General features: G+C 55.5%; 17 protein-coding genes and 1 other RNA gene. 8 read left to right on the forward strand and 10 right to left on the reverse strand.

Going from position 1 to position 18,327, the window contains the following annotated elements; genetic code table 11:
- Nucleotides 1-80 precede the first annotated feature (80 nt).
- Nucleotides 81-1,436, forward strand: coding sequence for an oxygen-independent coproporphyrinogen III oxidase (gene hemN / locus AAC637_RS06340; protein WP_340302791.1), 1,356 nt, complete (start codon nucleotides 81-83; stop codon nucleotides 1,434-1,436).
- Here the strand turns inward: hemN and AAC637_RS06345 are convergent.
- From AAC637_RS06345 to AAC637_RS06365, 5 genes are all read right to left on the reverse strand, one after another.
- Entirely contained in the window at nucleotides 1,433-3,016 is a 1,584-nt protein-coding gene (locus AAC637_RS06345; protein ID WP_340302792.1) for an ABC transporter ATP-binding protein, read from the reverse strand. The two genes, hemN and AAC637_RS06345, sit on opposite strands and share 4 nt — an antisense overlap.
- Complete coding sequence (locus AAC637_RS06350) at nucleotides 3,013-4,122, reverse strand: ABC transporter permease (protein ID WP_340303162.1); 1,110 nt, start codon at nucleotides 4,120-4,122, stop codon at nucleotides 3,013-3,015. Before AAC637_RS06350 ends, AAC637_RS06345 begins: the two co-directional genes overlap by 4 nt.
- A 7-nt stretch (nucleotides 4,123-4,129) precedes the next feature.
- Nucleotides 4,130-5,284: a microcin C ABC transporter permease YejB gene (locus tag AAC637_RS06355; protein ID WP_340252692.1), complete on the reverse strand. Its 1,155-nt coding sequence runs from the start codon at nucleotides 5,282-5,284 to the stop codon at nucleotides 4,130-4,132.
- Between the two features lie 5 nt (nucleotides 5,285-5,289).
- Entirely contained in the window at nucleotides 5,290-7,161 is a 1,872-nt protein-coding gene (locus AAC637_RS06360; protein ID WP_340302793.1) for an extracellular solute-binding protein, read from the reverse strand.
- A 180-nt stretch (nucleotides 7,162-7,341) separates the two neighbouring features.
- Nucleotides 7,342-7,857, reverse strand: a complete 516-nt coding sequence (locus tag AAC637_RS06365; RefSeq protein ID WP_340302794.1) for a c-type cytochrome — start codon at nucleotides 7,855-7,857, stop codon at nucleotides 7,342-7,344.
- Nucleotides 7,858-7,973: 116 nt separating this feature from the next.
- Between AAC637_RS06365 and AAC637_RS06370 the strand changes: the two genes are divergently transcribed.
- Both AAC637_RS06370 and AAC637_RS06375 read left to right on the forward strand, forming a co-directional pair.
- Complete coding sequence (locus AAC637_RS06370) at nucleotides 7,974-8,828, forward strand: prephenate dehydratase (RefSeq protein ID WP_340252698.1); 855 nt, start codon at nucleotides 7,974-7,976, stop codon at nucleotides 8,826-8,828.
- 72 nt (nucleotides 8,829-8,900) lie between these two features.
- Nucleotides 8,901-9,821 carry a DMT family transporter gene (locus AAC637_RS06375; RefSeq protein WP_340302795.1) on the forward strand — a complete coding sequence of 307 codons (921 nt, stop codon included), beginning with the start codon at nucleotides 8,901-8,903 and terminating at the stop codon, nucleotides 9,819-9,821.
- A 139-nt stretch (nucleotides 9,822-9,960) separates the two neighbouring features.
- Here AAC637_RS06375 and AAC637_RS06380 read toward each other — a convergent pair whose 3' ends face one another.
- Together AAC637_RS06380 and nudC are read right to left on the reverse strand one after the other, a co-directional pair.
- Complete coding sequence (locus AAC637_RS06380; protein WP_340302796.1) at nucleotides 9,961-10,161, reverse strand: hypothetical protein; 201 nt, start codon at nucleotides 10,159-10,161, stop codon at nucleotides 9,961-9,963.
- A gap of 94 nt (nucleotides 10,162-10,255) precedes the next feature.
- Nucleotides 10,256-11,239 carry an NAD(+) diphosphatase gene (gene nudC / locus AAC637_RS06385; RefSeq protein WP_340302797.1) on the reverse strand — a complete coding sequence of 328 codons (984 nt, stop codon included), beginning with the start codon at nucleotides 11,237-11,239 and terminating at the stop codon, nucleotides 10,256-10,258.
- Nucleotides 11,240-11,632: 393 nt separating this feature from the next.
- Between nudC and ffs the strand changes: the two genes are divergently transcribed.
- Both ffs and AAC637_RS06395 read left to right on the forward strand, forming a co-directional pair.
- Nucleotides 11,633-11,731: signal recognition particle sRNA small type (ffs, locus tag AAC637_RS06390), an RNA gene on the forward strand.
- 96 nt (nucleotides 11,732-11,827) lie between these two features.
- Complete coding sequence (locus tag AAC637_RS06395) at nucleotides 11,828-12,544, forward strand: CatB-related O-acetyltransferase (RefSeq protein WP_340302798.1); 717 nt, start codon at nucleotides 11,828-11,830, stop codon at nucleotides 12,542-12,544.
- Nucleotides 12,545-12,546: 2 nt separating this feature from the next.
- Here AAC637_RS06395 and AAC637_RS06400 read toward each other — a convergent pair whose 3' ends face one another.
- Nucleotides 12,547-12,864, reverse strand: coding sequence for a hypothetical protein (locus AAC637_RS06400; protein WP_340302799.1), 318 nt, complete (start codon nucleotides 12,862-12,864; stop codon nucleotides 12,547-12,549).
- A gap of 130 nt (nucleotides 12,865-12,994) precedes the next feature.
- Here AAC637_RS06400 and AAC637_RS06405 point away from each other — a divergent pair, with 130 nt between their 5' ends.
- The 3 genes from AAC637_RS06405 to recR are packed head-to-tail and all read left to right on the forward strand — an operon-like array spanning nucleotide 12,995 to nucleotide 15,726.
- Nucleotides 12,995-14,746 carry a DNA polymerase III subunit gamma/tau gene (locus AAC637_RS06405; protein ID WP_445322714.1) on the forward strand — a complete coding sequence of 584 codons (1,752 nt, stop codon included), beginning with the start codon at nucleotides 12,995-12,997 and terminating at the stop codon, nucleotides 14,744-14,746.
- 18 nt (nucleotides 14,747-14,764) lie between these two features.
- A complete protein-coding gene (locus AAC637_RS06410; protein ID WP_340302800.1) occupies nucleotides 14,765-15,109 on the forward strand; it encodes a YbaB/EbfC family nucleoid-associated protein in 345 nt (114 codons plus the stop codon).
- A 5-nt stretch (nucleotides 15,110-15,114) separates the two neighbouring features.
- Nucleotides 15,115-15,726 carry a recombination mediator RecR gene (gene recR / locus AAC637_RS06415; protein WP_340302801.1) on the forward strand — a complete coding sequence of 204 codons (612 nt, stop codon included), beginning with the start codon at nucleotides 15,115-15,117 and terminating at the stop codon, nucleotides 15,724-15,726.
- A gap of 122 nt (nucleotides 15,727-15,848) precedes the next feature.
- On the opposite strand, the gene AAC637_RS06420 is transcribed toward recR, so the two are convergent.
- The gene (locus tag AAC637_RS06420) at nucleotides 15,849-17,297 is read right to left on the reverse strand and encodes an NAD-dependent succinate-semialdehyde dehydrogenase (protein ID WP_340302802.1); all 1,449 of its coding nucleotides are present in this window, start codon (nucleotides 17,295-17,297) and stop codon (nucleotides 15,849-15,851) included.
- Between the two features lie 20 nt (nucleotides 17,298-17,317).
- On the reverse strand, nucleotides 17,318-18,313 hold the full coding sequence (locus AAC637_RS06425; RefSeq protein WP_340302803.1) for a type I glyceraldehyde-3-phosphate dehydrogenase: 996 nt from the start codon (nucleotides 18,311-18,313) through the stop codon (nucleotides 17,318-17,320).
- Between the last annotated feature and the right edge of the window lie 14 nt (nucleotides 18,314-18,327).

Genomic DNA, 18,327 nt, shown 5'->3' on the forward strand with positions numbered 1-18,327 from the left:
CCGTCCGTCAGTTTAGCTCAAGTCAGTTTGGGTTGATCTAGGTCAATCCCAGTTCGGTCCGTTCGCCCTACGGTAGTCTGATGGACAATAACACGCAACTCCGCAAACTGGGTTTGTTCGACGCCAAAGTGCCGCGCTATACCAGTTACCCGCCCGCCACGAAATTTTCGAATGACGTGACTTCGGAAAGATTCGCATCATGGATTCAAGGGTTGCCCGAAGCTGCGCGCATTTCGGCCTATATCCATGTGCCATTTTGCAGACGTCTGTGTTGGTTCTGTGCCTGCCGCACACAAGGGGTGCGCTCTGACGAGCCCATCATTGCCTATCTGGCAAGCCTAAAACAAGAAATCACCAATCTCTCTGCACTCCTCCCAAAAGGGGTGAAACTCGCGCGATTGCATTGGGGCGGCGGCACGCCCACCTTGCTGACCCCTGCACAGATGACAGATCTCGCAAGCCATTTGCAAACTGTGCTCCCTCTTGATGAGAACTATGAATTCTCGGTTGAGATTGATCCAAACGAAATAGATGACGCGCGCCTTGATGCTTTGGTGGCCGCAGGAATGAATCGCGCTTCAATCGGGGTGCAAGATTTTCATTCCGAAATTCAAAACACAATTGGCCGCCTGCAAACATATGATGTGACAAAGGCAGCGGTGGATGCCATCCGCGCGCGTGGGATTACTTCGCTGAATGCAGATATTCTATTCGGCCTGCCTCATCAGGATGCAAAGCGCATCGCAGAAACTGTTCAAATGCTGCTCTCGCTGAGCCCTGACCGCGTGGCGCTTTATGGCTATGCCCATGTGCCATGGATGTCCAAGCGTCAATCCATGATCCCAACCGATGCGTTACCAACACCCGAAGAACGGCTTGCCTTATTCGATGTCGCGCGTGAATTGTTTATGTGGGATGGATATCAGGAAATCGGGATCGACCATTTCGCTCGTCCCAATGACAGCTTGGGCCGTGCGGCGCGTGAAGGTCGTCTGCGGCGCAATTTCCAAGGTTACACAGATGACACCTGCGATACGCTGATTGGGTTAGGCGCTTCGGCTATTTCACGCTTTCCACAAGGCTATGCGCAAAACGCCTCAAGCACCGCCGAATATCAAAAGGCCGTCCGTGCAGGCGCATTGGCCACAGGGCGTGGTCATGTCTTCAAAGGGCAAGATCGGCTCAGATCCCGACTGATCGAAGCCATCATGTGCGATTTCCAAATCGACCGCGCCGAAATTTTGGGGAATTTTGAAATCGCGCCCGCAAGTCTTGAGGCCCTGCTTCAAAGCACGGCGCGACAGTTTCCCAATATGGTGTCAGTCACGCAATCTGGTTTCTTTATTCATCCAGAGGGACGCCCCCTGACCCGCATGATCGCGCGCGCTTTTGATGCTTATGAAATGCGCAGCGAAGGACATTCTTCAGCCATCTAATGGCTCAGAACAGCCCGCAGCAGCGATTGCGTATAAGGGTGGGCGGGTGCATCAAAGACCTCCGCTGCCTCACCCATCTCGACCACATCGCCTGATTTCATCACCAAAATCCGATGCGCTAAGGCGCGCACAACACGCAGATCATGGCTGATGAACAAATAGGCCAGCCCCTTTTTTGCTTGCAGCTCGCGCAACAATTCCACGATTTGAACTTGCACGGTCATATCAAGTGCCGATGTTGGTTCGTCTAGAAGGACAAGCTTTGGATCAAGCACCATCGCACGCGCAATTGCGATGCGCTGTCGTTGACCGCCCGAAAATTCATGCGGGTAACGATGCATCATGGCTGGATCAAGCCCCACCTCACGCAACATCTCAGCCACGCGGTCTTGTCTCGCGGATTTGCCTTCAGGGTGATGGATGCTCAACCCCTCGGCAATGATTTGTTCAATCGTCATGCGCGGGCTAAGCGAGCCATAAGGGTCTTGGAACACAATCTGCATATCGCGCCGCAAGGGTTTCATGGCCGCGCTTTTCAAACCTTGAATGTCTCGCCCCTCAAGGCGGATCGGCCCTTGTGACGAGATCAAGCGCATCAGCGCAAGCGCCAGCGTGGTTTTACCTGATCCCGACTCGCCCACGATGCCAATTGTCTCCCCTGCGCGGATTGAAAGAGTGGCGGCATTCACCGCTTTCACATCCCCCACTTTGCGGCGCAGCAGCCCCGCAGTGATTGGAAACCAAACACGCAAGGCGTCACATGCGATCACTTCGGGCGCATCTTTCGCCACAGGGGCAGGCGCGCCCGTGGCCTCAGCCGCCAAAAGCTTTTGGGTATAAGGATGCTGAGGCGCCCCAAAAACATCCGCTGTTTTGCCCTGCTCAACAATTTCGCCCGCTTGCATCACGCAAACCCGATCCGCGATTTTGCGCACAACGCCAAGATCATGCGTGATGAACAAAAGGCTCATCCCTTCAGATTTTTTCAATTCGGCCAAAAGATCAAGGATTTGCGCCTGAATGGTGACATCAAGCGCAGTGGTTGGCTCATCTGCGATCAAAAGATCAGGCCCGTTGGCCAAGGCCATTGCAATCATCACGCGCTGCCGTTGTCCGCCTGACAATTGATGCGGATAGGCCCCGAGCCGCGCCGCAGGATTAGGGATACCAACCTTCTCCAAAAGCGCGACACTGCGCGCCCGCGCCTCTGCACCGCTCAGGCCCTGATGCAGGCTCAGCGCCTCACCCAGTTGCTTTTCAATGGTATGCAGGGGGTTCAGCGATGTCATCGGCTCTTGAAAGATAAAGCTTATATCATTGCCCCGAACCGCGCGCAGCCGCGCCTCAGGCGCGCCGATCAAACCTTCGCCGCGATAGCGCACCTCGCCCGATACTTCGGCCGCATCGGGCAAAAGCGATACAGTAGAAAGCGCAGTCAAAGATTTGCCTGATCCAGACTCGCCCACCAAAGCAACAGTTTCCCCTGCCTCGATGTGAAAAGACACACCGCGCACCGCCTCGATCCGCCGCCCATCTTGCTGAAAGGTGATGCGTAGATTTTCGACCGACAGCAGGCTCATTGGAACGTCTTTCTGGGGTCAAACGCATCGCGCACCCCTTCGAAAATGAACACCAATAGCGACAGCATGATCGCAAAGGCAAAAAACGCCGTGAAGGCCAACCATGGTGCTTGCAGGTTGTTTTTGGCCTGCAAGGTCATCTCGCCCAAAGACGGGGCGGATGAGGGCAGGCCAAAACCCAAGAAATCTAGCGCAGCCAGTGAACCAATCGTGCCCGTGACGATAAAGGGCAGCATGGTCAGCGTGGCCACCATCGCATTTGGCAACACATGGCGGAACATGATCACGCGATCCGAGACGCCAAGCGCACGGGCCGCGCGCACATATTCGAAATTGCGGGCGCGCAAAAACTCGGCCCTGACAACCCCGACAAGGGATGTCCAACCGAATAAGACCATCAAAAACACCAAGAGCCAAAAATCCATGGTGAAAATCGCGGCAACGATGATGATGATATAAAGGCTTGGGGTCGCGCCCCAAATTTCGATCACACGCTGGAAAATAAGATCAATGACACCGCCAAAATAGCCCTGCACCGCCCCTGCCGCGATTCCGATCACCGAGGCCAGCGCAGTGACGATCAGCGCGAATGTCACCGAAAGACGGAACCCGTAGATCACTCGCGCCAAAACATCCCGTGCGGTGTCATCCGTGCCAAGCCAATGGTTCCCGTCAGGCGGCGATGGGGCCGCGCGCCCGATATCGTTGACGGTATTGTAGCTATAGGAAATAGGCGGCCAAAGGAGCCATCCTTTTACAACCTCTATGCCATCAACACTCCCTGTGGTTTGAACGGTTTCAATCACGCCTTCAGGATCATCCCAACAGGCGTCTAACCCGCCCGAGATGACCAGGCATTGCACCTCAATATCACGATAAACCGCCTCGGTGCGGAAATCGCCGCCAAACTCTGTCTCAGGGTAAAAGTTGAAAATAGGCGTGTAATAGCCGCCCTGATATTGCACCAAAATCGGTTTATCATTGGCAATGATTTCAGCGAACAGGCTAATCCCGTAAAGCACAAGAAAGATCATCAATGACCAAAGCGCGCGGCGATTGGCCCTAAAATTGCGCCAACGGCGTTGGTTGAGAGGGGAGAGCGTGATCATGCGCTCACACCTCCCGCGTCTCAAAATCAATGCGCGGGTCGATCCAAACATACATCAGATCGGACAAGATCCCCACGACCAGACCAATCAGCCCAAACACAAAAAGCGTTCCGAAAATCACGGGGTAATCACGGCTCACAGCCGCCTCAAAGCCCAAACGCCCCAAACCATCGAGAGAAAAAATCGTCTCGATGATCAGTGAGCCGCCAAAAAATACCGACACAAAAACCGCGGGAAAGCCCGCGATGACAATCAGCATGGCATTGCGGAACACATGCCCATAAAGCACCCGCCCCTCCGACAGCCCCTTTGCCTTGGCTGTCATGACATATTGCTTTTTGATCTCGTCCAAAAAGCTGTTCTTGGTCAAAAGCGTCAGCGTGGCAAAAGCTGCAATGGTTGAGGCGAGCACAGGAAGGGTGATGTGCCAGAAATAATCCCCGATTTTACCGAAGAGGCTCAGATCTTCCCAATTGTCCGAGGTCAGACCACGCAGCGGGAAAATCTGAAAATAACTGCCACCCGCCAACAAAACCAACAGCAAGATCGCAAACAGAAACCCAGGGATCGCATAAGCAACGATGATCAACCCGCTTGTCCAAGTATCAAAGCGGCTGCCATCGCGCACCGCCTTACGGATGCCAAGCGGGATCGAGACCAAATAGGCGATGAGGGTCGACCACAGCCCCAAGGTGATGGAGACAGGCAATTTCTCGATCACCAAATCCACCACAGAGATTGAACGGAAATAACTGTCGCCAAAATCAAAGCGCAGATAATCCCCCATCATAAGAAAAAACCGCTCCATCGCGGGGATGTCTTCGGCCACACATTCTGGCGCACGCAACGAAGGGGTGCCCGTAAACCCATCTTCGCAAACAAGGCGCGCGAAGTTAAATTCTAGCTTCAGCTGGTCCAAAAATTGCGGCGGCAAGCCGCGCGCGCCTTGGTAATCGCTGCCGACCTGCTCCATCTGCGCGCCTGCGTCACCGCCGCCGCCAGAAATGCCTGCAAATACATCCCCTTCCCCCTCAAGCTGTGCGATCACCTGCTCAATCGGCCCACCTGGTACGAATTGCACAAGGGCGAAATTGATCACCATGATCCCCAATAATGTGGGGATCATCAGCAAAAGACGTCTGAGGATATAGCTTGCCATAAAGCTTACAACACGCCTTGTTCTTCGAGCCCGGCTTCAGCCGCGGGATCAACCCACCAGAAATCGAGGAAGCCAAGATCATAGGGCGGCAGCGTATCGGGATAGCGATAGATGTCATAATAGGCGACCCAATGGTTGGGGTTATACCATTGCGGCACGCGGAAGACATGGGCACGCAGCACGCGGTCAAGCGCCTGCACGGCGGGGGTCAACTCCTCCTGCGTTTCAGCATCGACCACTTTTTCGATCAAGGCATCGACACCCTCATCTGCCAAACCCATGACGTTAAAGAGTGACTCATCCGCCCCAAGCGACCCAAAATATTGGCGCAACCCTGATCCCGGCTCAAAGCCCATAGGGAAGTGATCCGTGATAATGTCAAAATCCGCATCTCGTTGCCGCTGTTGCAATTGCGCAGGGTCAACGCGGGTCAAAATGGCGTTTACCCCAATCGCCTGTAGGTTTTCGACATAGGGGTTGATGATCCGATCAAACAACGGACTGGCATTCAGGAATTCGACATCCAATGTTGCGCCATTTGCGTCACGCAGCATCCCGTCATCACCAACGACCCATCCCGCCTCCTCAAGCAAGGCAGAGGCACGGCGCGCGGCGCGGCGGTCGAGACTGCGATCAGGATCAGAGGGCGGGGTGGCAAAGGCATCTTCGGTAAAGACCCGCGCAGGCAGTTGATCCCGCAATGGGTCTAAAAGCGCCAACTCAGCTTCAGATGGCAGGCCATGCGCGGCCAAATAGGTGTTTTCCCAGAAACTCGTATTCGGCGCGTAAAGTCCATAGAACAAGGTCTGGTTCGTCCATTCAAAATTGAACATCAACGCAATCGCTTCGCGCACACGCGGGTCAGCGAATTTTTCGCGCCGCAAATTCATCGCAAAACTTTGACCCGAAGTGGTCGACCCATCGTGCAATTCTTCGCGAATAATGATCCCATCATTCAGACGTGGGAAATCATAACCCGTGGCCCAAGTTTGGCTGCTGGATTCCTGACGGAACAGGTAATTGCCCGCTTTGAACCCCTCAAAGGCGGCAATCGCATCGCCATAATATTCAATTCGGATGCTATCGAAATTGTTTCGCCCGCGATTGATGGGCAGATCATTTCCCCAATAGTCCCGATTGCGAACATAGACCACACGTTGACCCGGATCCGCTTCGCCCAAAACATAAGGCCCAGAGCCGATGAGGGGCGTGAGGCGGCTGTCTTCAAAGGCCAAACCTGATGCCTCATGGCTCGCACGGCTGAAAACGGGCAAGCCACCCGCCGCCTCAATCCGACCACGCAGCGGGCTTTCGGGATTGAAAGTGAATTTGATCTCGCGCGGGCCCAAAACCTCCGCACTTTCAATAGTCATGGGCAGAGATGCACGGAAGGATGGCAAACCCTCATCGCGCAGAATTTCGTAAGAGAACAGCACATCATCCGCGGTGACAGGCGTGCCATCTGAGAATTGCACCTCTGGCCTTAGGGTGAAAATCACATAGTCACGGTTCTCAGGAAACCGCATGGTTGCGCATAAAAGACAATAAGAGGCGCCGATTTCATCCGCCGTGCCTGTCAGCATGGATTCAAAGAAAATCGAGGACAAAACCGCCGAATTACCCACGCGCGTGTAAGGGTGCAGCGAGTCAAACGTGCCCGAGGGCCACGAAAAAGACATCTCCCCACCCTGTGGCGCATCTGGGTTCACATAGTCGAGATGCTCAAAATCCGCTGCGTATTTTGGTGTTCCGAAGGTGGATATGGCGTGGGTTTCGATCAAGTCTTGCGCAAATGCCTGCGTGACACCCATGCCAATTATCACGGCCCCCATCAGGCCCGTTGCCAAGGATTTGGGCACCATCCGTCTCTCGTGCATCGCAACCTCCCGACCATTATCTCTGAGTGCGCCCATACAGGGCGATATGTCATTTCCTAATAACTTAGCGATCACACAGCAAAGAACCAGACCCCATGAAGTTTGCGCGCGAATCTGTGAATAAAAAAGCCGCCCCGTGTCAGGGCGGCCTTCTGAAAAATACAATCTCTAGAGACGAGCTTAGTTGCCGATGGTCGCGAGATAAGCAATCAGGTTTGCGCGGTCTTCGACCTTGCGCATCCCGTTATAGGCCATGGCGGTGCCAGGTGCATATTCGCGAGGTGCTTCCAAGAACCCATTGAGGTTCTCTGGTGTCCAATCGCCTTCCAAGGCACGGATGCCATCCGAATAGTTGAATCCGTCAACCGAATGCTTGGCGCGGCCAACAACGCCATAAAGGTAGGGGCCTACACCATTGGCACCTTGCTCCAGCGAATGGCAGGCCTGACACTGGCGAAATAGGCCTTCACCCGCGCCCGCATCTGCGGCGGCGTATACATCGGCAAAGGCAACCTCAACCACCTCTTCGGCAGGTTCGGCGCTACCAGCATCGGCCACTTCAATCGGATAGCCGCTAACGTGTTCTTCACCATGGCTTGCAGTGCCAACTGAATATAGCCCGTCACTGGCCCAACCAGCGAGGAGAAGTGCAAGCAGGGCTGCGCAAAGCGATGCGCCTGCTTTCGTGATGGTCATTGTATCAAACATGTCGTTCCCGTTCTCTAGCCCGAGTTGAGGGCTATCTATCGTCTTCCATCACAAGATGGCAAGGTGTAGGAAGCGCGACAGAACGCCCATCTGAAAGATTTATTATGACTGCCACTGCAAACCCACGCCGCATCGCCTTTCAAGGAGAGCTTGGTGCCTATTCTCACCAAGCCTGCCGCGAAGCACGCCCCGATTGGGATGTGCTGCCCTGTGCAAGCTTTGAGGAAACGATGGATGCGGTGCGCCAAGGCGATGCTCAAGCCGCAATGGTGCCCGTAGAAAACACGACCTATGGCCGTGTGGCCGATATCCATCGTCTGTTGCCTGAAAGTGGCCTTTATATCGTGGGCGAGGCCTTTGTGCGCGTTCACATCAATCTTTTGGGTGTCAAAGGTAGCCAGATTTCTGACGTAAAAGAAGCGTGGTCGCATCTGGTTCTTTTGCCGCAATGCTCGAAATTCTTGAAAGAAAATAACATTAAAGGCTGTGTAACCACCGACAATGCCCGCGCCGCGCGCGATGTTGCTGCATGGGGCGACAAGGCCAAGGCCGCGCTTGCCTCGGAACTTGCTGCTGAAATCTATGATCTCGATATTTTGGCCCGCCATATCGAGGATCAAGACAGCAACCGCACGCGATTCTTGATCATGGAGCCAAAGGCTGATCTGCGCCCACGCGCGGAACATATGATGACCACCTTCGTCTTTCGTGTGCGCAACATCCCTGCGGCGCTGTACAAGGCCATGGGCGGCTTCGCGACCAATGGTGTGAATATGACCAAGCTTGAAAGCTATATGGTTGGGGGATCCTTTTCGGCGACACAATTTTATGCCGATATCGAAGGGCACCCCGATGATCGCGCCGTGCAATTGGCCTTGGAAGAGTTGGAATATTTCACCAGCGAGCTGCGAATCTTAGGCAGCTATCCCGCTGATCCGAGCCGCGACTACGGGACCTAATCCGCCCTTGCATTGCCATCGCGCCTCGCGCAAAGTTTGCGCTGACACAAGATTTGCGCGAGCGCCCCTCTCATGAACCCCCTTCGCGGCATTGCCCTGAAAATCGCATCTGTATGCGTTTTCGTGGCGATGGTATCGTTGATCAAAGCCACCTCTGACCATGTGCCGCCGGGTCAGGCCGTTTTCTTTCGATCATTTTTTGCGCTGCCTGTGATCATCGCATGGCTGTGGATGCGACATGAATTGTCAACCGGCCTGCGCACAGTCTCGCCCTTGGGCCATGTTTGGCGTGGGGTTGTAGGCACCAGTGCGATGGGGCTTGGGTTCGCGGGGCTTGGCCTTTTGCCATTGCCCGAAGTAACCGCGATTGGATATGCCGCGCCGATTTTGGTGGTTGTTTTTGCCGCCATGTTCTTGGGCGAAGATGTACGGCTTTTTCGCCTCAGCATGGTGGCTTTGGGGATGCTTGGCGTGGTGATTGTTCTTTCTCCGCGCCTCAGCCTTGGCGGCGCTGACACCACCCATGCCGAGGCGCTTGGCGCAATGATTGTTTTGATGAGCGCGGTATGCGCGGCCCTTGCACAGGTGTTTGTGCGCAAAATGGTTGCAACTGAAACCACATCGGCCATCGTTTTTTGGTTTTCAATCACGGCGACCTTAATGTCCCTTTTGACCCTACCATGGGGGTGGGTCATCCCTGGGCCCCGCGAAGCGATGCTCTTGATCTTGGCTGGCGTTTTAGGCGGCGTGGGTCAGATTCTGCTCACCTCAAGCTATCGCGAAGCCGATGCTTCCTTGATAGCGCCCTTTGAATATAGCTCGATGCTCTTGGCGCTTGGGGTGGGCTATATGATATTTGACGAAATCCCAAGCACGACCATGTTGGTGGGTGCGGCCATCATCATCACGGCAGGGATCGCCATCATACTTAGAGAACGGCAATTGGGGATAGAGCGCGCACGTCAACGCAAGGCCATGACGCCGCAAGGCTAAACCTAGCCCAAGGAGGCGCGATATTCCGCCTCGACCTCATTGCCACGGCGCACCAAATAGCCCGTCATCCGTTGCAAAACGCGGCCCCGCGCAAGTTTCAAAGATTGAATCACTAACCGCGCACTTAACGTGGTTGGCTTCAACTCCAAGGGCGCGCACGGCCGCGCAATTTGATCTCACTTGACCGCCCTGTGCCTTTGCGGGGCTGCAACCACCCGCCTTCCCGCACGAGCTTGGCGCCGCGTCCCGCCAAATCGGCTTCGATCTGCGTAAAATCGCAAAACCGCTCGAACACCAGTTCCAGCGGGGCATCAATATCTTCGGTCGCTTTGAATTTCATAGCTGATCACCCCAATGCTATACGCCGATCCTTTGCGCGCTGTGAAGGCAGGGCGTCTGGCCAAAGACCACCCCAGTCGCGCACCTATTGCAGCCTATATGAACCGATCTGCGAGCCAGTTTTCCAGCAAAAACCGCGCAATTGCGCCCTTGCGCGGCGAAGATATTTCTGGGTGTGACCCACAAAAGACATCCATCGCCTCTTGGCGGCTTAACCATCGCGCATCGTCCAATTCATTTGGATCAACCGTAATCTTTGTGCTTGTGGCGGTGGCTAGGCAGCCAAACATCAAAGAGTTGGGGTAAGGCCAAGGTTGATTGGCAACATAGCGCACTTCCGATGTGGTGATCCCCGCTTCTTCCAACACTTCGCGGCGCACGGCGGCCTCGATTGTCTCACCAGGTTCGACAAACCCTGCGAGTGCGGAATACATCCCTTCGGGCCAACCATGCGAACGCCCCAACAAAATTTGATCGCCATAGGTCACAAGCATGATCACCACGGGATCCGTGCGCGGGAAATGCGAGGCGCCACAGGCGGGGCATTTGCGCTGCCACCCCGCTTGCACCATCTGCGAAGGGCTGCCACATTTGGCGCAATAGAGATGCGAGCTGTGCCAATTCAACAAAGCACGGGCTGTTGCCGCCAATTCTGCTGCGCGTGGAGGCAGGGTGATCATAATGCTGCGCAATTCCAAAAACACAGCGCCCTCGGGCGCATCTGGATGGGCCTGCTCGGACAGATCAACAAAGGTGTTCAAGCTGACCCCTTCTGGCAATTCAGGATTCCAGTCGCTCAGGTCTTGCGCAAAATAGGCCGCCCCATCCTCGGACAGCCCCAAAAACAACCGCGCCTCCTCTGCGAGATCTCGTAAAAGCGGTGCGTCTTTTGGCAAAAAGCACAAGGACGCCAGACCCGTTTCTGAATCGCGCTGACATAGCACCTTGCCGCGCCACAGAACCAAGATATGCGCCTTTACAATTTGCCCCAATTGCACAGGATCATCCCGCAAATGCGCCGCACGATCTAAATTCGATCCACCAAAGGTGACCGCAGAGGCAGTTTTTAAAAGGGGCATGTGATGTGATCCTTGCTTCGCGCCCAAACCTTACAGAGACGTGAACGGGGTGCAACAAGAATAGGATTGCGCAGAACTACCCTTATGGTTGTATGATGCCCCCATCATAAGGGGATGAGATTTGGCTGCGGGACACATCATCATAGGGACGGCGCGGTCCGCGCGTCTGAAGGTCACGCTTTTTGCGACCACCGATTTACACGCTCATCTGACCGAATATGACTATTTTCACGACACCCCCTACTGCGCGGGAGGTCGGGAAAGAGCGCGATTTGAATGGTCTGGCCTATCCTGGCGTCTCGGCCCAAGGGTTCGAGCAATTTGAAATCACGCTTTAGCCCGCATTTTTTGTGCAGCCCTTGCACCAAGAGCCAAGATTGACTATTTGGGCGTTGAGAGGTTGGCGCGGACAGGCTCCTCGCCAACCCGGTCAGATCCGGAAGGAAGCAGCCGTAACGAGTCCCGCTTGGGTCGTTGTCCAGCCTCTCACCTTTCCCTTGAAAATAAGTGCCACCTGAACCCTTGCGGCGGTGCGTAAAAGCAACCAAGCTGTGGCTTGGGTTACGGAATTTCGGGGAATAGGCTGCAATGAATCGCTTTCGCTGCACCGATCTGGCATTGGTCGAGGCGCTGCCCATGCGTTTTTACCCAAAGCTGCGCGCGGGCCATGTTTTGAACAATGCAAGCGCCAAGTTTGAACGTCACAGTCAGCACAATCCAAGAGGTCTGATGCCGCTTGGCGCCTATTCCTACAGCCATTCCGTTATTATTGCGGGTTGGATTGGGCGATATTGCTCGATCAGCGAAAATGTCCGCGTAATGGGGGCCAGCCATCCGCATCATTGGGTGACAACCTCGCCTGTGCAATATCAACCCCGCAGGCGGCGGATGTTTGACCTGCCCCCATTGCCTGACTCTGCCCGGTATGATGGCGCGGTGCGGCCTGTGCGTATCGGTCATGACGTTTGGATTGGCCAAGATGTGCTGCTGCGTGATGGTATATCCATCGGCAATGGCGCGGTGATTGCAGCGGGTTCTGTGGTGACGCGCGATGTGGCAGATTACATGATTGTTGGCGGCAACCCCGCCCGCGTCATCCGCCCCCGTTTTGCGCCTGAGATTGCAACGCGGCTTCAACGCAGCGCGTGGTGGGAGATCACCCCCGAAGCATTATCTGACCTGACTTTTGACGATCCTTTGGCGTTTTTGGATGGGTTTGAGGCAAAACCCTCCTCACCTAAAATGCCCGATGAGCGGCGCACCATATGGGACTGGTCTGGGATCACACCGCCTGAGGCGTCATGACCTTAGCTGCCCCCACCATAAAGGCCATTCACAAGTGAAGCCCAAATAAAATTCCCCGCCATCGCGAAGAACAGGGCCACGCAAAAATAGAGGGTCAGCCCATGCACCAAATAGCGCATCCGCCCCAAGGCCCCTTGGCGCCATAACCAAATGCCTGCGGCGGTTGCAGGCAAATGGATCAACACAAAGATCGACACCACCGATAACGGGATGGCCCGAAACCTGCCCTCAACAAGAGCGGCCCATAGATAAACCAGCGCGACAAAGACGCTGGCCAGGATCAAAAACAGGAATATCAAAAGCCGTGATCTATCGCTCATCGCGTCCCCGCTTGCTTTGCGCGCAGGAAGCGGTTGCCGCGCCGCTCATCTGCGCCTAGTTTGCTAATAACCCTGCAGGCAGGGCGCCGTTCTGCCAAGCAAAAACCGTCAAGAGCCGTTGGAAAACCCTATGACCCAAACCACCGATCAAGCCTATCAGGTGCTTGCGCGCAAATATCGCCCCGCAAGTTTCGCCGATTTGATCGGGCAAGAGGCCATGGTGCGGACACTGAAAAACGCGTTCGCCGCAGACCGCATCGCGCAAGCCTTCATTATGACAGGCATTCGCGGCACAGGGAAAACGACCACCGCACGAATTATTGCTAAAGGCCTAAACTGCATTGGCCCTGATGGTGCGGGCAAGCCCACGACTGAACTCTGCGGGCAATGCGAACATTGCACCTCTATTGCCGAAGGGCGCCATGTCGATGTCATGGAAATGGACGCGGCTTCGCGCACTGGCGTGAATGACATCCGCGAGATTATTGAAAGCGTCAATTATCGCTCTGCCAGTGCGCGCTATAAGATTTACATAATTGACGAGGTTCACATGTTGTCGACCAGCGCGTTCAACGCGCTGCTTAAGACATTGGAAGAACCGCCTGCCCATGTGAAATTCATCTTCGCGACCACAGAGATTCGCAAAGTGCCTGTCACCGTATTGTCGCGCTGCCAGCGGTTTGATCTGCGCCGCATCGAGCCTGAGGTAATGATCACGCATTTGCGCAAAATCTCGGATCTGGAAAAAGCCGAAATCACGGACGAAGCCTTGGCCCTGATCACGCGCGCGGCGGAAGGTTCTGTGCGCGATGCGCTCAGCCTCTTGGATCAGGCAATTTCCCATGGTGCAGGCGAGACCAGCGCGGAACAAGTGCGCGCAATGCTCGGCCTTGCAGATCGCGGGCGTGTCATGGATCTGTTTGAGATGATCATGCGCGGCGATGCCAAGGGTGCATTGGATGAATTGGCCACGCAATACGCTGATGGCGCTGACCCAATGGCAGTTCTGCGGGATTTGGCCGATATCACCCATTGGTTGTCAGTGGTGAAAATCTCGCCTGAAACCGCGGAAGACCCCTCTATTTCTCCTGATGAGCGCAGCCGCGGGGTGGCGCTATCGGGGGATTTGCAAATGCGCGCCTTGTCGCGGATGTGGCAGATGCTGCTGAAGTCGCTCGAGGAAGTGGCCTTTGCCCCCAATGCGATGATGGCCGCCGAAATGGCCGTTATCCGCCTGACTCATGTGGCCGAATTGCCAAGCCCCGATGATTTGATCCGTAAGCTGCAATCCACAACACCGCCCCCCGCCGCACCACCGCGCGGGCCAGCCCCCACACAAGGCGGATCGCATGGCGCCCCCGCGCGAGGCTCAAGCCCTCCAAGCAGCACAGGCGGCGCAAATGGCGCGCCGCAAGCGGCCCTTTCTGAGGCCCCAGAGGCCCTACTGGCGCGATACCCGACTTTTGAGCATGTGGTCGCATTGATCGAAGAGATGCGCGACATCAAACTGTTAGTTGAGGTAAAGACCACTTTGCGCTTGGCCACCTATCGCGCGGGGCGCATTGAATTTGAACCTACTGACCGCGCGCCCGAAGATTTGGGGCCACGCCTTGGCCAACGCTTGACGCAATGGACAGGGACAAGATGGGTGGTCTCGGTCGTCTCCTCGGGCGGCGCACCCACCATTGAAGAGCAAGCGAATGCGGAGCGTGCCGAGCTTGAAAAAGAGACCAAAGACCATCCGCTGATGCAGGCCGTCCTCTTGGCCTTTCCACACGCCAAAATTACAGATATTCGCAGTCACACAGATATTCAGGCCCATGCTGCGGTCGAGGCCTTGCCCGAGATCGAAGATGAATGGGATCCGTTCGAAGACGATTAACCACAAAGGATGATTGATATGCTCAAAGGCCTTGGCGGTCTTGGCGATATGACCAAGATGATGAAACAGGCGCAAGAAATGCAGACCCGCATGGCGGAAATGCAAGAAAACCTGCACACAATCCACGTCACAGGGGAAGCAGGCGCAGGCCTCGTAAAGGCCACAGCCAGCGCCAAAGGCGAATTGGTGGGTTTGGATATCGACCCCTCCATCTTTAATGGGGATGACAAGGAAGTGGTCGAAGATTTGATCTTGGCCGCCATCAAAGATGCGCAAGCAAAAGCCTCTGATCGCAGTCAGGAAGAATTGCAAAAAATCACTGCTGAACTTGGCCTGCCAGCAGGCATGAAGCTGCCCTTCTGATTTCGATGAGCGAAGGCGCGCGCCAAATAGAGGAATTGATCGCGCTGATGGCGCGCTTGCCTGGTCTTGGGCCACGCTCGGCACGGCGTGCGGTTTTGCACCTGATCAAAAAACGCGCAGGCCTGATGACACCCTTGGCGCAATCCTTGGCCGAAGTGGCCCGTGACGCGCGTGAATGCCTCTCTTGTGGCAATATTGGAACAGATGAGGTCTGCGCGATTTGCACCGAACCCAAGCGGGGCAATGGCCAAATCTGCGTGGTCGAGGATGTCGCCGATCTTTGGGCGATGGAACGCGGCCGCGCCTTTGGCGGACGTTATCATGTCTTGGGTGGCACGCTATCGGCACTAGACGATGTTGGCCCTGACGATCTGCGTATCCCGCGCCTTATTGAGCGGGTCGCAAGAGATGGAATTGAAGAAGTGATCCTTGCGCTGAATGCCACCGTTGATGGTCAGACCACCGCCCATTACATTGCGGGCGAACTCGCCCCAATGGCGCGCGAAGGACAAGTGAAAATCACATCACTGGCGCAAGGTGTGCCCATCGGGGGCGAATTGGACTATCTTGACGATGGCACGATTTCCGCAGCCTTGAGCGCGCGGAAATCATTTTAACCTAAATCCCAAACCTCAGCGGTCGTTTTACAGGTCAGGGCATATGCATACCTAATGCGCATCCACGCGCCCCTCGACCATATGCGCAATCCCCCACACGCATCAGGTCGAGGGAAGTGGGATCAAAGCCCGTCAATGCAGACATATTTGGTATCAAGATAATCTTCGACACCTTGGCTGCCGCCCTCTTTGCCAAGACCTGATTCCTTGATGCCGCCAAAGGGGGCCTCAACCGTGGTGATCATGCCAGAATTGATGCCGACCATGCCATATTGCAAATCTCGATCAAGGCGCATCGCGCGCGCCAAATCGGAGGTGTAGGCATAAGCCGCAAGGCCAAAGCGGGTGTTATTGGCAATATCAATCCCGTCTTGATCTGTCTCAAATTTGAACACGGGCGCAACAGGGCCAAAGATTTCTTCCTGTGCAAATTCCATGTCGGCTTTGGCCCCTGTCAAAACCGTTGGCTGAAAGAATGTGCCGCCCAATTGATCCCGCATGCCGCCTGTGGCCACAGTGGCACCTTTGGCTTTGGCGTCTTCCACAAAGCCCTCGACCTTTTTCAACGCCGCTTGATTGATCAAAGGCCCTTGGGTCACGCCCGCATCCATGCCATTTCCAAGTTTCAGCGCGCGGGTTTTCTCAACCAATTTCGCCAGGAATTCATCATGCACACCTGCCTGCACAAAAACACGATTGGCGCAAACGCAGGTCTGACCAGAATTGCGAAACTTAGAGGCCATAACCCCGTCAATCGCACGATCCAGATCAGCATCGTCAAAAACGATGAATGGGGCATTTCCCCCCAATTCCATGGAGACTTTCTTGACTGTATCAGCTGACTGGCGGATCAATAATTTGCCCACATTGGTCGAGCCAGTGAAGGTCACTTTGCGCAATTCAGGGCGCGCCATCATCGCCCCACCAATGGCGGGTGCATCCCCCGTGACGATGTTAATCACCCCTTTGGGATAGCCCACATCCTCGGCCAAAGCTGCCCAAGCCAAGCCTGAATAGGGGGTTTCTTCCGAAGGCTTCGCGACAACTGTGCAGCCAACCGCCAAAGCAGGCGCAAGTTTGCGGGCCAGCATCGAGGAGGGGAAATTCCAAGGCGTAATCATGCCCACAACACCCACGGGGTGCTTTGTTACCAAAATACGGCGACCATTGACGCCTGCAGGAACGATCTCGCCTTTCACACGGCGGGCCTCCTCTGCATACCACCGCAGATATTGCGCACCGATGGTAATTTCGCCCTTCGCTTCTGCCAAAGGTTTACCCATCTCGCGGGTCAACAATTCGGCCAAACTGTCTTGGTTATCCATCAGCGCATCGTGCAATTTCCACAAAAGCGCCAAGCGCCCCATCAAGTCCATCGCTGCAAAAGCGGGAAAAGCTGCATGGGCTGCATCAATCGCGCGCATGGTTTCTGATTGGCCAGATTTCGGAATTTGCCCAATCACCTCGCCCGTGGCGGGGTTTGTAACATCCAAGGTCGCACCATCATCCGCGCCCACCCATGCGCCTGCGATATAATTCGCCTCGCGCATCCAGTTTTTCCAATCTGCCATGCTCCTCGCTCCTTTCTTATTTAGGCTTGCGCCCCCATCTTGCGCGCCACATCCAACATGCGCGCAGAAAATCCCCATTCATTGTCATACCACCCAAAGACGCGCAGCATCCCGCCTCTGGAGCGTTTGATCTGATCCCCTTGCACGATCAACGACTCGGGGCGCGCCCGAAGATCAGTCGAGACAACAGGCGCCTCGGTATAGCCTAAGATTGGCCCTTTGGCTGCGCGCAGGACATCGCGCGCCGCCTCAACCGATGGTCGCTGCTCGGTGATGACCGCCAAATCGATACAAGAGACACTTGCCGTTGGCACCCGAATGGCCGAGCCTGTGATCCGCCCCGCAAGATGGGGCAGCACAAGATCAATCAACTTTTCTGCACTGGTTGTTGTGGGCACCATCGACAAGGCCGCCGCGCGGGATCGCACCAAATCCCCCATCGGCATATCCACGGTGGGTTGGCTGCCCGTGTAACAATGCACTGTCGTCATCAAAGCCGTCTCGACCCCAAAGGCCTCATCGAGAACCCGCATCAGGGGGGCTGTGGCATTGGTGGTGCAAGATGCGTTCGACACAATGCGCGCTTCGGGCACTAGGGCCGCATCATTCGCCCCCAAGACCAGCGTCACATCAGCATCAAGGGAGGGGCCAGAAATCAGCACCCGTGCGGCACCTGCGCGCAAACCTGCCTCGGCAATCCGCCGATCCATGGCGCGCCCTGTGCATTCCATCAGAATATCCACCCCCGCAAGGGGCAGCGCCGCCAGATCAGGCTCGCAGGTAAAGGCAATCGGGCGTCCATCAATCACCAATGCGCCATCACCGCAGGTCACCTCGCCCGCGTAAGGGCCAAAGACGCTATCATATTCGAACAGGTAAGCGCAGGTCTTGAGAGGGGCGATGTCGTTGATGGCGACAATCTCGACCTCAGGCCAACCGCCCTTAAGCCACGCGCGTAGCACGGTGCGCCCAATGCGACCAAAGCCGTTTATTGCCACACGAATGGGGGCGGTCATGATGCCGAATCTCC

This window comes from Roseobacter sp. HKCCD7870 (assembly GCF_037830315.1).
Lineage (GTDB): Bacteria > Pseudomonadota > Alphaproteobacteria > Rhodobacterales > Rhodobacteraceae > M30B80.

What these genes read in the sequence shown, in the direction of transcription:
- AAC637_RS06405 (WP_445322714.1), top strand. Translation starts at nt 12,995, where the DNA reads ATGACCCAAACCACCGATCAAGCCTATCAGGTGCTTGCGCGCAAATAT.
- AAC637_RS06395 (WP_340302798.1), top strand. Translation starts at nt 11,828, where the DNA reads ATGAATCGCTTTCGCTGCACCGATCTGGCATTGGTCGAGGCGCTGCCC.
- recR (WP_340302801.1), top strand. Translation starts at nt 15,115, where the DNA reads ATGAGCGAAGGCGCGCGCCAAATAGAGGAATTGATCGCGCTGATGGCG.
- hemN (WP_340302791.1), top strand. Translation starts at nt 81, where the DNA reads ATGGACAATAACACGCAACTCCGCAAACTGGGTTTGTTCGACGCCAAA.
- AAC637_RS06355 (WP_340252692.1), bottom strand. Translation starts at nt 5,284, where the DNA reads ATGGCAAGCTATATCCTCAGACGTCTTTTGCTGATGATCCCCACATTA.
- nudC (WP_340302797.1), bottom strand. Translation starts at nt 11,239, where the DNA reads ATGCCCCTTTTAAAAACTGCCTCTGCGGTCACCTTTGGTGGATCGAAT.
- AAC637_RS06410 (WP_340302800.1), top strand. Translation starts at nt 14,765, where the DNA reads ATGCTCAAAGGCCTTGGCGGTCTTGGCGATATGACCAAGATGATGAAA.
- AAC637_RS06365 (WP_340302794.1), bottom strand. Translation starts at nt 7,857, where the DNA reads ATGACCATCACGAAAGCAGGCGCATCGCTTTGCGCAGCCCTGCTTGCA.
- AAC637_RS06375 (WP_340302795.1), top strand. Translation starts at nt 8,901, where the DNA reads ATGAACCCCCTTCGCGGCATTGCCCTGAAAATCGCATCTGTATGCGTT.
- AAC637_RS06380 (WP_340302796.1), bottom strand. Translation starts at nt 10,161, where the DNA reads ATGAAATTCAAAGCGACCGAAGATATTGATGCCCCGCTGGAACTGGTG.
- AAC637_RS06400 (WP_340302799.1), bottom strand. Translation starts at nt 12,864, where the DNA reads ATGAGCGATAGATCACGGCTTTTGATATTCCTGTTTTTGATCCTGGCC.
- AAC637_RS06370 (WP_340252698.1), top strand. Translation starts at nt 7,974, where the DNA reads ATGACTGCCACTGCAAACCCACGCCGCATCGCCTTTCAAGGAGAGCTT.
- AAC637_RS06360 (WP_340302793.1), bottom strand. Translation starts at nt 7,161, where the DNA reads ATGCACGAGAGACGGATGGTGCCCAAATCCTTGGCAACGGGCCTGATG.
- AAC637_RS06420 (WP_340302802.1), bottom strand. Translation starts at nt 17,297, where the DNA reads ATGGCAGATTGGAAAAACTGGATGCGCGAGGCGAATTATATCGCAGGC.
- AAC637_RS06425 (WP_340302803.1), bottom strand. Translation starts at nt 18,313, where the DNA reads ATGACCGCCCCCATTCGTGTGGCAATAAACGGCTTTGGTCGCATTGGG.
- AAC637_RS06345 (WP_340302792.1), bottom strand. Translation starts at nt 3,016, where the DNA reads ATGAGCCTGCTGTCGGTCGAAAATCTACGCATCACCTTTCAGCAAGAT.